The organism is Metabacillus indicus (genome assembly GCF_046603695.1).
Taxonomy (GTDB): Bacteria; Bacillota; Bacilli; order Bacillales; family Bacillaceae; genus Bacillus_P; species Bacillus_P indicus.
Genome location: NZ_CP176757.1, coordinates 2099249 through 2113957 on the forward strand (window position 1 = coordinate 2099249; position 14709 = coordinate 2113957).

A 14709-nucleotide genomic window follows, 5' to 3' on the forward strand; every position below is an offset into this window, starting at 1 on the left:
TCCCTCCTTAGCGGAGGGGATTCTTTGGAGCAAGAATCCCCCAGGCCACTTATTTCAATGCTTTCTCCACTTTCTCATTTACTTTTTCAAGAAGTTCATCAGGCTCTCCATTTCCCCGTGTCGCATTTTCCACGGCACTGGCTAATTCATTCCAGTAAAGAGTTCCCTGCGTCATGACCGGTCTGTGATTGCTTGATGGCAGGATTTCAACAAACTCATTTAGAATCGGGTCATCTTTATAGCCTAATTCTTCATTGACAGAATCTTTAATTGAGAAATCTTTGGCAATGCCGCTGAAGATTTTCTGCCCCTCTTCTCCGCTGAAAAACTTAAGGAATTCCCATGCTGCTTCTTTCTCTTTTGCTCCTTTCGGAATGACGACCGACCAGCCTCCTGACCAAGTCGAGAAGTTATCGCCTGTCGGAGTTGGTATCGGGAATACGCCGTATTCAAGATCAGGCTTGAATTTGTTAATAGCCGAAACTGTCCATGGTCCGCTGATTTTCATGCTGATCTGCTCTGTCAGGAACGGATCCATCGCGCCTGTCCCCTGTGAATTCGTAAAAGCAGTAATGTCTTCAATGTTGTATTTTTTTGCATAATCGGCAATCCATTGAAGCGCTTCAACATTTTTTGGATCGTCAGCTGTTACTTCTTTTGTTTCAGGATTGTAGAAATCTCCCCCGAAAGCCCAGCCCCATCCATAGAACCAGCCTTGATCAAGCCATGGAATAAAACCGATTTGGGAAAAGCGTTTGCCATCTTTAATCGTCAGTTTTTCAGCTGCATCTTCGAGTTCCGCAATTGTTTTTGGAGGATTTTCCGGATCAAGCCCTGCTTTTTCAAAATGTTTTTTATTGTAGTAGACGAGCCTTGAATCTGTAGTTGTAGGCAATCCGTAAAGTTTATTTTCATATGACGCTTCTTCCCATGCAAAAGGGTAGAACTGGTCTTTTGTAATTTTATCTTTTTCAGCAAGATCACTTAAATCTTCAAGTGAACCCTGTGCGGCCCACGAAGCAATTTCAAAGCGGTCAAAATAAGCAACATCCGGGGGATTTCCACCCGCAATAGATGACAGGAGCTTCTCATTAGATCCTTCACCCTGGTTGGCAATGTAAACGGACTTGACTTTAATATCCGGATGTTTTTTTTCAAATGCTTTTACAACCTCATTTACAGCATCGCCTGTAATATCTGTCATCGGATGCCAAAATGTGATTGTCGTTTTTCCGTCTTCGCTTTTACTCGAAGATGATTCAGAGCTGCATCCTGCTGCGACAAGCAAAAAACAAATCATTACTGCTGTAAGTAAACTTTTTACACACTTCATCAAAACTCCCCCTGTTTTAAATGAATGGAAAACTGTGAACATAACCTCCCTCCAAATTTATAAAAGCGCTTACAAATAACATAATGACTTGTCATGTTGATATGTTTTATAGTTAATATATTAATTGGTTGATAATTTATAAGTCAACCTATTTTTTCTGAATTTTTAAAAATAAAAAAATAGGCCTGCATATTCAGGCCTAGTACATAACGCGGTGCATCGGTTTTTCTGTTTCCCCCTCAACGATCTTATGAGGAACAAAGACATGCTGAACTGCAAACTTGTAATCAGACATCTTTTCCATCAGAAGATTTACCGCATTACGGGAAATTGTCCACTCATCCTGCTTAATATGAGTGAAATGAATTCGGCCGTTGCCGGGAGAATCAAAGCAGACGACTGAAATATCTTCAGGGACTTTCCTGCCTGCTGCACGAAGTCTTTCAACCGCGAGTTCTGCGATCGAATGCTCGCACGCAGCAACGGCTGTAAGATTTTTATGCTTTGCAAAATATGAATCAAGTTTAAGAATATCTCCCTTAAAAATATCAGGATCTCCAGCACTGTGAATAGGCATGCTGTTTTTTATTTCGGTCAGAATATACTCTCTGTTAAGCTTAACTCCGTACTCAGAATGCGCAAGCTGAAATCCCACGATGCGTTCTTCAATGGCTGTCGTGCCATCCGGCGGCGGAGACAAAAAGCCAATTTCTTTATGGCCGAGGTCAAAGAGATGCGCAGTGAGCTCCCCTGCTGCTTTTTGATGGTCCGTGCAGACAAATGAGGCGGGTATCCCTTTAATAAAGCGGTCAATGAGAACAACGGGAAAATGTCTTGAAACAAGCTCAAGCAATTTGTTGTTCACATGCTCTCCATGAACAGGAAAAACGATCAGGCCCTCTGCCCCGATGTCAAGAAATTCATTCACGGCACGTTCTTCGATTTCTTTTATCCCATAGCTCATTTTGAACAAAACCGTAAAACCATAGTCACTGCAATGTTTTTCAATCCCTTTTACAAGATTCATTCCGTAGCTTTCATCAAAGCCCGGGAGAATAAAACCGATCAATTTGCGGGCCTGACTTCTGCGTTCGGCAGGAGGTGCAGCATCCGTCCCCGTGCCGGCATACGTCGTAACAAATGAACCCTTCCCTTGAATTCTTTCAATATAATGTTCTTCTGATAAGAGATCGAGTGCTTTTTTTGAAGTAATTCTGCTCACTTCAAATTGCTCTGCCAATTCTTTCTCAGAGGGAACTTTTTCACCATGTTTAAGGGTGCCGCTTTTTATTTGATTCAATAGAGATTGATACACCTTCAGATAAAGAGGGTTAAAAGTTGTCATATCTTCACCTTTCTATGGTTGTTATATTCAATATAACAACTTTCTTCGGGTAAGAAAAGAAATTTTTACCGAAAGATTACACCCGGATATGGTTAGCCCTCTGCGGGATGCTTACCCACTTTTTATCTATGGCAGATTGTTCGATTGCATCAAGAATGAGCTGATTTTGCAGGCCGTCAAAGAAATCAGGCTTTTGAGATTTCTTTTTTGAAATCGCTTCCATTAGTTCGGATATTAAATTGACGAACGTATGCTCATAGCCAATAATATGACCTGCCGGCCAGTAAGCATCAGCAAATGGATGCACTTCCTCTGTGCAATTGATGACCCTGAAGCCCTGCAGACCTTCGTCATCTTCCGATAAATAAACATGAAGATTGTTCATATTTTCAAGGTCCCACTTAATCGATCCATACTCGCCATTAATTTCAAAACAATTGCGGTTTCTGCTGCCGGCTGCAAACCGAGTTGCTTCAAAAACCCCCATTGCCCCGTTTTCAAATCTTGCAATAAACGAGGCAGCATCGTCTACATCCACTACGCCCGTTTTTCCAGGCTCATTTTCAATAGGCCTTTCTTTTATAAAGGTTTCCATAGCCCCGACGACTTCTGTCATTTCTCCTACTAAAAACCTTGTAAGGTCAATGATGTGCGCTCCAATATCACCGAGGGCTCCAGACCCTGTTATTTCTTTTTTAAGCCTCCATGCAATCGGAAAGTCAGGATCCATGAGCCAGTCCTGCAAATAAGTAGCCCTGACATGATAGATCTTTCCGAGCCTGCCCTCTTCAATCAGCTTTTTGGCATATTGAACGGCAGGAGCAAAGCGGTAATTATGGGAAATCATATGAACAACACCGTTTTTTTCAGCGGCTGCAAGCATTCTCTCAGCTTCCTCCGCATTTAGAGCAAGAGGCTTCTCGCAAATGACATGTTTTCCAGCCTCTGCCGCAGCTATCGCAATTTCAGCGTGTGAGTGGTTTGGAGTTACTATATCAATTAAATCAATGTCATCACGCTTAATCAATTCTCTCCAATCCGTTTCATAGCTCTCAAATCCAAGTTCTTTAGCGGCTTTCCTTACACCCTCTTCATTTCTTCCTGCGATTGCCTTCAGAACAGGTCTTGCTCTGTCAGGAAAGAAAAACGGCACATTTCGATATCCAAGACTGTGAGCCTTCCCCATAAATTTATACCCAACTAAACCTACTCTGATTTCCTTCAATACAATCACCAGCCTTCACTTATAGTTGATATAAAAAAACTGTCATTATATTGACTAATTAGTCTTCCGCATTGAAAATCCTTTTTTTAGACGTCGAAATTTTTTAAAAAACAGATAAAGGAAGCCCTGCAAGATATGCAAGGCTGTCTAAATACTATTCTGACAAAATGCTTTCAATCTGTGAGAGCTCGTCTTTAGTAAATTCAAGATGATTCAAAGCCGCTACATTTTCTTCAATCTGGCTGACTTTGCTTGCGCCAATCAAAGCTGAGGTTACACGTCCTTCCCGCAGGACCCATGCCAGTGCCATTTGCGCAAGATTCTGTCCGCGGTTTTCAGCCAGTTTGTGCAGCTTTTTAATTTTTCCGACAAGCTCTTCCGTTACGCGCTCTTGCGAAAGAGCTCCTGTTGCTTTTGCCGCGCGTGATTCCTGAGGTACGCCTCCGACGTATTTATTTGTGAGGAGGCCTTGCTCAAGCGGACAAAATGCAATGGAACCTACCTTATTTTCCTGCAGCACATCCTGCAATCCGCCTTCAATCCAGCGGTTCAGCATGGAATAGCTTGGCTGGTGAATCAATAGCTGCGTTCCGAGACGGTTCAGGATTTTCACCGCTTCTTCTGTCTGCTCAGCAGAATAACTCGATATTCCGACGTACAGGGCTTTTCCCTGACGGACAATCTGATCGAGTGCTCCCATTGTTTCTTCCAGCGGCGTATGAGGATCCGGCCGGTGAGAGTAAAAAATATCTACGTAGTCCAGTCCCATTCTCTTTAAACTTTGATCAAGACTAGAAATCAGATATTTCTTTGAACCCCATTCTCCGTAAGGCCCGTCCCACATCCGGTACCCTGCCTTAGATGAAATAATCAGCTCATCTCTGTAAGGCGCGAAGTCTGTTTTAAGGAGCTGTCCGAACATTTCTTCTGCAGAACCGGGCGGCGGCCCGTAATTATTGGCAAGGTCAAAATGAGTAATTCCAAGGTCAAAAGCTCGTCGCAGCATGGCACGTCCATTTTCAAAAGAGTCCACACCGCCGAAATTATGCCAAAGCCCAAGCGAAATTGCAGGCAGCATTAACCCGGAATTCCCGCAGCGGTTATACGTCATCGATTCATAGCGATCGGAATTAGCAAGATATGTCATATGTATTTCCTCCTTTGTCGTCTTCTTTAGTATCGTAATGGAAGAAAGCGGTTTCGTAAATGAAAAAGACTTCAGGCAATCCACATTAGATCGATTGCACTAAAAAAGAACTCTCAGAAATGAGAGTTCTCAGCAAATAGAATCTGTTGGTTTAGGGTTTTTCAGTCCGAAGATCGGCCTGATAAATAAGGCGAGGAATGTTCCAAGCATAGCCATGACCATCCAAACCCAGCCATGAAGACTGAATGAAGCAATGCCTCCAAAATAAGCACCGATGTTGCAGCCGAAAGCAAGACGGGCGCCATAGCCCATAAGCAGGCCGCCGATAATGGATGCACCGGCTACTCCGGGTTTAATTTTTCCCGGCTTAAACGTTCCTTGCGCGGCAGCAGATATGAATGCGCCAAGGATGATGCCGAAATTCATGACACTTGTTGAATCCGCAAGAACGGTTTTTGTTAATGCCGCTCCGTTTGCACCGGTGAAATAACCCCATGATGACACGTCAATTCCTGCGGCCATCAATGCTTTTCCTCCCCAAAGGGCAAAAGCTGACGTGATGCCCCAAGGGTTTCCCCTGATAGACAGCGTCAATGCATTCAAAAGCGCAAGAATGATCGCTGCTGTAAATAGAGGCCATGATCCGCGGAGAATCTTTTTCCATCCTTTTACGGTCTGAAGCTGTTTCATCATAGGCGGATTTTTCTTTTTGGCTATCTGTATGGTGATCCAGTAAATAAGAGCAAATAATGTGAGCTGGACGATAAGTGCACCGCCATAGCCGAGACCCGTGGATGTTGCTAGAGAGACCGGCGGAAGGGCTGGCATATCTTCCATCCAGAAAGTAAAATGGTAGGCTCCAATGACAGATCCCGCAATAAAGGATACAAGTGTCAGGATCATGGATGATGATCCGCCGCCCACTGAATAAAGCGTTCCTGAAGCGCAGCCGTTGCCCAGCTGCATGCCAATGCCGAACATAAATGCGCCTACAATGACGCTTACTCCCACAGGAGATACGTATCCTGCCGGAGCTGTTCCTGTAAAACTGAAACCTGTGCTTAATATGATGGCAAATAAGACGGATGCAATGGCGAGCATCAGCATATGAGCCTGAAGCCCCTGAACATTTCCTACAGACACGAGTCGTCTAAATGCCGAAGTAAAGCCGAATCGTGCATGAAGCAATGTGGCACCAAGAAGCAATCCGATGATATACAGAACGCTCTGTGTGCCTCCCGCTGCCAGTAAAATGGCTGCAAAAAGTAGAACTGCTGCAAGCAATCCTGCCGCAACAAGCGGTTTTTGAACAGGCTTCATTTCGGATACAACGGTTGTTTTAGCCCGTGAAGGTGAATGAATAGCTGTTTCAGCCATATTTAAAACTCCTTTTCATATAAATTTAGTCGGAATAACATGTGCTATTACCTTAACGCGTCTTCAATCATTTGTAAACCGGATTGCTCATAGTCAGAACATTAAAATACCTGATTGTTTGAATGAAAAAATCCCAGGCATGAACCTGGGATTTTAAACAGCCCCGCCTACCTAATGAATGGATTTTTCCATTCCATCAGGGCGGCAAAGTTGCACGACTCATCATCTTCAAGATAGTCAGGGATGACAGACATCGGAGTTCTTCCGCATCGAAGCAGAAACGTCAGGACGGGGTCTTTCAGGTTCCCTTTCACTACTTCCTCTAAATACTCATCCGGAGTGAGATGATCTGAGTGCTGTCTGTAACCCGGCATTCTTCCTCCGCCGACCAGCCGCTTCAGATTAAGCTTCACAACCGTTTCATACATGGAAAACATAAGCCATTTCCCAAGGCCCAGCTTTCTGTACTTTGGCCTGACGCTGATATCAACAACATAGAGCGTATCTCCGTCCCGCTTGTGACTGCGGGTGATATAGCCGCTGTCTGTTATGTCTTCCCACGTATGATGGGGCTTTTCAGGATCAAAATGAACGCGCAGAGCTGTCATTGAACCTGCGATTTCGCCATTTGCTTCTATACAGAGAGCGCCCTCCGGAAATAAATGCACATGCTGCTCAAGCTGTTCCTTTTTCCACCATAGATCAGGAGGAAACGGCGGCGGAAAACTTTCCTTTTGAACCTGAATCAGTGAATCAAAGTCATTTTTCTCATAGTTTCTTACGACTGCTTTAACAGGAACACTGTCTTCGAAAACAAAAAATTCTTTTCTGTACAAGGATTCTCCTCCTTACAGCAGCGTACGGTCCCCCTGCTTTGCTTCCCAATCGGGATATAAATCGGTGCGGCGGTCGCGCCACGTTGTAACCGATCCGCTTGCACGCACTTTGTAAAGAAGTTCTAAATCAAGGTCAGCGGTTACGATCATCGGCTGATTAATTTCGCCTTCTGCAGCAAGCCCCTTTGGAGGAAACGGAACATCATTCGGTGTAATGATGGCAGCCTGACCAAAATTCCCTCTCATGAAATCGACAGTCGGCAGTGAACCGACAGTCCCAGTCGTCACAACATACACCTGGTTTTCAATCGCGCGGGCATGGCTTGTGTAGCGGACGCGGTGAAATCCGTGGCGGTCGTCTGTACATGAAGGGCAGAAAATCACATCAGCACCCTTTGCTTTTGCGATCCGCACGATTTCAGGAAACTCAATGTCATAACAAGTCAGCATGGCAATGGTCCCTTTGTCCGTTTCAAACACCCGGAGCTCATCACCCGGCGTCATATCCCATTCATGGACTTCTGTCGGAGTGATGTGGAGCTTTGCCTGCTCTGCCACCCGTCCGTCCGGATAAAACAGATGAGCAACATTATAAAGACGCCCTTCTTTTTTAATTACATGTGTCCCGCCGATGATGTGCATGCCTGTATTTGCTGCGAGACCTTTAAAAAGCTCCAGATACTGCTCTGTATAATCAGGAAGTTCATCAATTGACAGTGCCTGTCCCTCAGCATTCCCGATAGACATTAGCTGAGTAGTGAAAAATTCGGGAAAAAGAACAAAATCCGTTCCAAATTCCTCTGCGGTTTTAATATAGTGCTCAACCTGATCTGCAAATTCTTTGAAAGAGTGAATGGTGCGCAAATCATATTGAACGGCAGAAACTCTAAGCTGCATGGAGTTCATCTCCTTTTCCTAAGTGATGTCAAAAACAAAGATATAAATATTATTAAGCATGAGAGAAGAACTTACAAGAAGAATGTCCTGACAAACTGACTGCATCAGATGACAATGCGGAGGGGAAAATAATGAAAATGACGGAAAATAGAGGGATTTCATGTTTTCGAAATATGATTTTACTAAAAAAAAGCTCTTTCTTTATATGATCCTTAACGTCCTGATGATCAGCCTTCTGGTTATTGAGTCCATGTTTGAAATCACTGCTTCCAGTATAATCATGATCACTCTCATTACAGCTGTCCTTGCTGTCTGTTATTATTTCCTGTTTGAATTTATCGTGGCTGTACCAAAAACAGAAGAAAGGCTGCAGAGCATTTTTATTGGTTCAGGTCTTCTTCTGATGCTCATCATTACAGGATATGCTAACCTTTATTTTCAAATTTATGGATTTTATGGTGATAAAGCCTTTAAATTTTCAGGTGAACAATTATCGGGGAACGACTTTTTATATTACAGCATAACGACCTTTACAACCACTGGTTTTGGGGACATTACCTCTATAGGGGTAATCTCAAATGCTGCGGCAGCTTCAGAAATGCTGATGGGGTTTATCGTAAGCACCCTGTTTATGGCGGTCATTACTTCAAAGCTCGTCACAAACCTAAAATAAGCCTGAAGAGATTCAGGCCTTTTAAGAAGCACTTATAGGGAGAGCAATCGTAAAAGTTGTCGTCATTTCATCAGACTGACACGAAATGCTGCCGCCGTGGCTTTCGATGATTTTTCTGCAAATATACAGGCCAATGCCTGTGCCCAATTCTTTTGTTGTAAAAAAAGGCTCAAAAATCGTTTCAATCTGTTTTTGGGGAATCATCGGTCCGTTATTTGAAATATGTACGTATGCCCTGCTGCTGTCTTCTTTAAAATCAATGGTTATCGTTCTGTTGACGTTCATCTTCTGAAGAGCGTCAATTGAATTGAGCATCAGATTTAAAAACACCTGTCTCAGTTCATCTCTGCTTGCATAAACGGATGAATTTTTTTTAGGACCCTCCTGCACTTTGACGCTTCCGTCCAGCAGACTGGGGTACATAAAGGCGAGAACTTCATCAAGCAATTCTCCAAGCTTTAAATATTCGCGCTTGCTTTCAATCGTCTCTTTTTTGGAAGCATGCAGAAACTGCGACACGCGGAAGTTAAGCTGGTCAACTTCATGGCTGATGATGTCAAGGTATTTCAGATTCGGATGATCGCTTTGCATGAGTTTAATAAACCCTTTTACAGCCGTCAGCGGATTACGGAACTCATGAACAAAGCTAGAAGACATCTGCCCGAGAATCGTCAGGCGCTCTTTATGGCTCTGATCGATAAATGAGATCTTCTCCTGAAGAATTTCTTCTTTTACCTCAGTGTACTTCTTTACGGCAAAATACGAAAACTGATCAAAAAGTATGTTGATTTCTTCAATAAAAGGCTGAAGTTCTTCCCTTGAGATGCCGGAACTCACAATGTAACGGATAACCTCGCGGCGGCCAAGGTTAACATTGTTGATAAAATCGCCGATATTAACATTAGCTTCCACTCTTTCAAGTGCGACCTTGCTGGCAAGAACATCAATTTCATCCGAACTCAGCGGCTGAACAATGGTCTTTTTCACAAGGTCGTACATTCTCATCCCGTTTTTTTCAACTTCTTCCTGATGCAAATCATCATCTGATATGGTAATTTTCTGCCGCCATGCAGAGATAAAAGTGGAGATGTTTTCATCTAGAAACCGGATTAATTCATCTGTAGCTGTCATGTGTAAAAGCACCCCTGATCATGCAAGAAAATCGTATCTATTTTTCCTTTCTTTAGGCTGATGAATATACAGGTCTAAAGTTTGGAATATTTCTTCTATACTATACAATTTACATTCTATCATAAGATGAAATGATTAGGTTAATACGAATTTCACTTTTATATCACTGCGTGAAAAAAAAGGCCGGTAACTAATTTGAAGAATTTCAGCTGGTGATCATAAAAAAAATGGCATCCGCTTAGGATCCCATTTCTTCATCTGGAGCTTTATGTTCCGCTTGTTTTACAAGTTCAATCAGTCCTCGAATTGCAAGCAGTGTAAACGTCACACAGCCGAACGTATGAAAAATCGTCCACTTTTTCCAGTGAAACAGGTTCGTCGTCCTTTCCAAATACCACTGCCCTATGGACATTGGCACACTCCAGGTAAGACTTTTCAGCAGAACCATCGGCAGTCTGTCTTTATAGCACTGTCTGATCCAAAAAACACTCAACAGCGGGAAAAAGAGAAAATCATATAAAATATTGGTTTTATAAATATGCGGTAATGGCCGGACAGGATAAGCAATCCGCTTTGTCCTGACATAAAACACATCCATCAGTGTCGAGATGACGCCTTTTCCGAGAAAGATAATCAGCACTTCTTTTAAAGCTGATCGTTTCATCGCAAAAGGAAATAATACCACACACAAACCAAAAAGGCCTTTCAGCATCTTTTTCTCCATTTAACGACCCTGCCCTTGCTCTTTTTGGTTAGTTTGAGCAAATCAGTAAAAAAGATGCATTTATTTCCTGCTAAAACTTAATAATCCTCATGACAGTCCTCCCAGGTACATCATTTGCAGAGGTTCCTCATGGATTCTGCCTGTGTTTTCAAATACAGAATAGACCTTCGCATTGGGCCTGGAACTGATGCATTTAAAAACTTGTCCGTCTTTAAAATGCACGGCTGCCCCATCTTCCATGCCGAATCCTGGCATCATGCTGCCAGAGCCCACGAGATCATGAAATGAGGGTCTTCTCTTTTCCTCGCCATCATAATGAGGACAAATACTTCCCTGAATAAATCCCAGTCCATTTATTTTGTACAGCGGAGCATTTAAAGGATCAGTCAAACCCTCTTCAAACCAGCAATTTGCTCCAGCACTTAGCCCTGCAAGGACTGTGCCGTTTTCATATGCTCTTTTAAATAGAAGATCGAGTCCCCATTCTTTCCATAAAACAAGCATATTCCGGGTACTTCCTCCGCCCACGTAGAAGATATCCTGGGACATGACGAAATCTTCAAGATCCTTAAAGTGCGGATCAAATAATGCAAGATGATCGGGTTTACAGGCCATTGAATGAAAAGTATGATAAAACCGTTGAATATACCCATCCTGATCTCCGCTTGCTGTAGAAACGAAACATATTCTCGGATTCGGTTTCAGTGATTGATTCAGAATATAGTGATCCAATAACAAATTATCAGGTTCCATTGAAAAACCCCCGCCGCCCATCGCAATAATCTGTTTCATCCTTTTCCTCCCTCTTTTTAAAGCAGCACTTCCCTCAAAAGCAGCCCCAAAGCTATGCCAACAAACATCGAAGTCAAAGTCCCAAGCAGGAAATACTCCGCCCAGTTCCGGTCATCCATCTGCTTAAAACGGGCAATTGATTTTGCCGTCACAATGAAACCAATGGCCGGATATGCACTGTAAAACGTCAAAATCAGCACAAGCAGCCTTTCAATATACCCGATCAGCTTTCCTCTGGACAAATCATGTTTATTGAATGTGAAATACGTATACTCCTCCGTCAATCCGCCTGCTGCATTCATCTTATCTTCTTTTCTCTCGTTCTTAAATGCGTAGCGCCCTTCAAACGACAAGAGCTGAGCAGGCAGCGTCCCGAGCACCATCCGGATGACATGACCGCTTACACTGGTAGTAACAATTAGGATAATGGCAATAAATAAAAGGGCGTTCGGTACACTCAGTGAAGATTTCTCCGTTATCAGCGTAATTCCTTTTTCGGCAATTGCGCTGAAGGATACATTTAAAAAGAACGAACATCCTAACACAATCATGGCAAGATGCAAAAACTGATCACCAAGAAAATAGAAAAGATTTTTCATATTTTGCTTGTCAGTCGTCCCGTCCAGCAGTTTCAGCTTAAGAAAATCTATGACACCATGAGTAGCGATAATAAAAACCAATGGCAGAACAACATTCTTCACCGGATTTGCCATCTCGAATTCGGTTAGCCAGAAACATAGCAAAACAGGCAGGAGAAGTAACGTATGGTGCAGCAAATGCTTCCTTAAATACTTCCTTTTTTCCCTGACCATCGCATCAGTCTGCAGCAGAAAATCAGCCGTTAAATGGGCAAGAATAAGACTGAGTACAATCATACGCTTTCATCCCCCTCCCTTTTCGAAAACCATTCGGATGACGAACTCTGCAAGCTTGAGCGAATTGACGTTATCAGCTTGTCAGTTGACGAATCATCAAATGCCTTATGTTCGATAGAATCAAGAACAGCCGTGACATTTTTGAAAATCATCACCAGCTCCTCCCCTTTTCCCTTTTTAAAATGGCTGGAAATTGTCGATGGCGACTTGCTCAGCATCGAAGCAGCCTTCCGCTGCTGACGGTAAATTTCCACTAGAGTATACACTTTCTTCTGCAGGTCCGTCTGGTCCTTAACGAGCGTATGCCTGACTTCCAGAAGAGAATTTAAGAGCAGCTGTGTTTCATACAGATCATCACGTAAGCGGAACGCAAACTGGGCTTTTCCTGCACCTTCACGTTTCAGTTCATCATTCGCCTCTCTGGCCTGCTTCATCAGCGGATGTATCCACGTTTCTACATTAAGATCCGCAGCCCTGCTGTCAACCTCGCCAAACGAAAGACCAAAATACGGCGGGTGCTCCGCCTTCGTCCAGCAGACACTAAGAAAATGTGCAGCCGCGTACGCCGAAGCATAGCCCTCCGATATGAAAATCACCTCATCCCCCCTGCGATGCTTTACAATTGCCTGATTACCAGTCCACTCCGTCAGCCAGGAAGTGATTTTATTTAAATAAGCAGATAGTTCTTTACCTTTTCCTTCCAAAGAAGAATTTCTTATATCCATGATAAACACAGAGCACGGGTAACGATTCAAAGAACATGCCTCCAAATATTCGATTATATGATCTAATGTAGCAGATGTTTGATTGAATGGTCAAATTTTCAACGGATTCTATCATTCTGTCGAATTTTTTTATCAATTAAAATCTTTAATAGGACTTTATTTGTACGTTAAAAAGAACTATAATGATAGTTATAAAGAACTAAATGCAGGATGAAGCAGTCTTTGCTGAGATTACTCACCTCTTTTGTTCTTTATAAAGAAAATATCGGGAGAAGGTATGAATCATGAGCACATCTAATCGTCCAATGGTAGTAAGTCATCAGCCAATCGTGTTTGAAACGGCACAAAGCTGGAACAAAGGGCATGGAAATGTAGACCATCCAGGTAACGGAAATGGCGGGTCTAACTATCCAAACCCTCCTTATACTGGACCACGACCAGGGAATGGCGGAGGAAATGGAAAAGGGAATGGGAAATAATTGACTTTCAGAAGAAGGTCAACTCGTTTGACCTTCTTCCCTATTTAAGGAGAATCTAAATGAACCAAATAAATAGAGTTATTGGCGAACACTTTTTTTCATTTCAATTTCATGATGATTCATTGGCTTCTTTTTTTCATGAACAATTTCGAACTTGCGCTGGCGGAAAAACACCCGACGTAACTGTGGTCTTCTGCAAAGGATACGGAATGTCGTTTCTTAATTATGACGTCCAAGTCATGAAAAATGAGAATCAGATTGTCTTTAGCCGGGCAGATTACAAAATCACTGCAGATCCTTCCTACTCCCATGCGGAAATTCATGTTTATGATGAACTCGCATTAAAACACGCTCTTATGAACCTGTACAGTTCATATATTGTTCATAAAAATTGGGGAATTCTTCTCCACTCATCCTGCGTAGTGGAAAACTCCCAGGCTCATATCTTCACGGGCCATTCCGGCGCCGGAAAATCTACGGCTGCCATGCTTTCCCATCCGCGTCCTCTCTTTTCAGATGAAGCAACTGTTCTGAAGATTGATGCCGAAGGGGTAACAGCTTTTGATTCTCCATTCAGAAGCGAGCTTCATGGCTCTGCACTAGTTCGATTTGCTGAATTAAAAAGCATTAACCTGCTTCATCAGTCTCTAGTTATTGAGCGGAATCAGATTTCAAAATCAGCTGCATTGATGGCACTTTTCGATAAAGTCTTCTACTGGGCAAGCGATAAATCAGAAACAAAAAGAATTCTTCCTATTTTAAAGAACCTTGTTGATCATACTGAGATTTTCAACCTCTATTTTCAAAAAAACAATCAATTCTGGGAGATGATTTCATGACGAAAACGTATAAGCAGGCGCCTGACTGTGAAACAGTTGAAGTGGATGGGGAATGGATTATTTTACATACAGAAAACTTTACCGTTACTAAACTGAACGAAAGCGGCGGACTCTGCTGGTCACTCTTAAAGGAAGAGACTTCAGCAGATGTATTATTAGAATCTATTAGAACGCTATCCGCACACTACACAGAAACAGATATTCAACTATTTCTTGATGAATTAACTTCATGCGGACTGATAGAACATGCAAGTCAATGAAACTACGATAATCTTATTGAAAAGGACCATTGAAAATCAAGGATGGATCGA

16 protein-coding genes are annotated in these 14709 nt (G+C 42.7%); 4 read left to right on the plus strand and 12 right to left on the minus strand.

Annotation, left to right across the window (positions count from 1 at the left end; all coding sequences use genetic code 11):
* Positions 1-49: 49 nt before the first annotated feature.
* From ACK1LH_RS10530 to ACK1LH_RS10560, 7 genes are all read right to left on the minus strand, one after another.
* Positions 50-1333: an ABC transporter substrate-binding protein gene (locus ACK1LH_RS10530; protein WP_411332950.1), complete on the minus strand. Its 1284-nt coding sequence runs from the start codon at positions 1331-1333 to the stop codon at positions 50-52.
* Between the two features lie 199 nt (positions 1334-1532).
* Positions 1533-2678 (minus strand): GntR family transcriptional regulator, encoded by a 1146-nt coding sequence (locus ACK1LH_RS10535; protein ID WP_411332952.1) that lies wholly within the window; start codon positions 2676-2678, stop codon positions 1533-1535.
* Between the two features lie 76 nt (positions 2679-2754).
* The gene (locus ACK1LH_RS10540; protein ID WP_035206660.1) at positions 2755-3909 is read right to left on the minus strand and encodes a Gfo/Idh/MocA family protein; all 1155 of its coding nucleotides are present in this window, start codon (positions 3907-3909) and stop codon (positions 2755-2757) included.
* A 148-nt stretch (positions 3910-4057) separates the two neighbouring features.
* Entirely contained in the window at positions 4058-5050 is a 993-nt protein-coding gene (gene mgrA / locus ACK1LH_RS10545) for an L-glyceraldehyde 3-phosphate reductase (protein ID WP_411332953.1), read from the minus strand.
* Between the two features lie 129 nt (positions 5051-5179).
* A complete protein-coding gene (locus ACK1LH_RS10550; protein ID WP_411332954.1) occupies positions 5180-6427 on the minus strand; it encodes a YeeE/YedE family protein in 1248 nt (415 codons plus the stop codon).
* Between the two features lie 167 nt (positions 6428-6594).
* Entirely contained in the window at positions 6595-7263 is a 669-nt protein-coding gene (locus ACK1LH_RS10555) for a GNAT family N-acetyltransferase (protein ID WP_411332956.1), read from the minus strand.
* Positions 7264-7275: 12 nt separating this feature from the next.
* On the minus strand, positions 7276-8160 hold the full coding sequence (locus tag ACK1LH_RS10560) for a carbon-nitrogen hydrolase family protein (protein ID WP_029565749.1): 885 nt from the start codon (positions 8158-8160) through the stop codon (positions 7276-7278).
* 160 nt (positions 8161-8320) lie between these two features.
* Here ACK1LH_RS10560 and ACK1LH_RS10565 point away from each other — a divergent pair, with 160 nt between their 5' ends.
* Positions 8321-8833, plus strand: a complete 513-nt coding sequence (locus ACK1LH_RS10565) for an ion channel (protein WP_051827124.1) — start codon at positions 8321-8323, stop codon at positions 8831-8833.
* Positions 8834-8854: 21 nt separating this feature from the next.
* Here the strand turns inward: ACK1LH_RS10565 and ACK1LH_RS10570 are convergent, their stop codons facing one another.
* The 5 genes from ACK1LH_RS10570 to ACK1LH_RS10590 all read right to left on the minus strand — a co-directional run bounded on the left by ACK1LH_RS10570 (position 8855) and on the right by ACK1LH_RS10590 (position 13110).
* Complete coding sequence (locus tag ACK1LH_RS10570) at positions 8855-9964, minus strand: sensor histidine kinase (RefSeq protein WP_203287242.1); 1110 nt, start codon at positions 9962-9964, stop codon at positions 8855-8857.
* A 238-nt stretch (positions 9965-10202) separates the two neighbouring features.
* On the minus strand, positions 10203-10688 hold the full coding sequence (locus ACK1LH_RS10575; protein WP_029280930.1) for a CBO0543 family protein: 486 nt from the start codon (positions 10686-10688) through the stop codon (positions 10203-10205).
* Between the two features lie 87 nt (positions 10689-10775).
* Positions 10776-11480: a peptidase E gene (locus tag ACK1LH_RS10580; RefSeq protein WP_029280929.1), complete on the minus strand. Its 705-nt coding sequence runs from the start codon at positions 11478-11480 to the stop codon at positions 10776-10778.
* A 17-nt stretch (positions 11481-11497) separates the two neighbouring features.
* Entirely contained in the window at positions 11498-12355 is an 858-nt protein-coding gene (locus ACK1LH_RS10585; protein ID WP_029565750.1) for a DUF3307 domain-containing protein, read from the minus strand.
* Complete coding sequence (locus ACK1LH_RS10590) at positions 12352-13110, minus strand: hypothetical protein (protein WP_035206553.1); 759 nt, start codon at positions 13108-13110, stop codon at positions 12352-12354. Before ACK1LH_RS10590 ends, ACK1LH_RS10585 begins: the two co-directional genes overlap by 4 nt.
* Positions 13111-13364: 254 nt before the next feature.
* Here ACK1LH_RS10590 and ACK1LH_RS10595 point away from each other — a divergent pair, with 254 nt between their 5' ends.
* Genes ACK1LH_RS10595 through ACK1LH_RS10605 form a run of 3 tightly spaced genes read left to right on the plus strand, consistent with a single transcriptional unit; the run spans position 13365 to position 14658 of the window.
* Positions 13365-13559: a hypothetical protein gene (locus ACK1LH_RS10595; protein ID WP_411332958.1), complete on the plus strand. Its 195-nt coding sequence runs from the start codon at positions 13365-13367 to the stop codon at positions 13557-13559.
* Positions 13560-13618: 59 nt separating this feature from the next.
* Positions 13619-14398: a hypothetical protein gene (locus ACK1LH_RS10600; protein ID WP_411332960.1), complete on the plus strand. Its 780-nt coding sequence runs from the start codon at positions 13619-13621 to the stop codon at positions 14396-14398.
* Positions 14395-14658 carry a PqqD family protein gene (locus ACK1LH_RS10605; protein ID WP_411332961.1) on the plus strand — a complete coding sequence of 88 codons (264 nt, stop codon included), beginning with the start codon at positions 14395-14397 and terminating at the stop codon, positions 14656-14658. The genes ACK1LH_RS10600 and ACK1LH_RS10605 overlap by 4 nt, the downstream gene beginning before the upstream one ends.
* Positions 14659-14709: the final 51 nt, after the last annotated feature.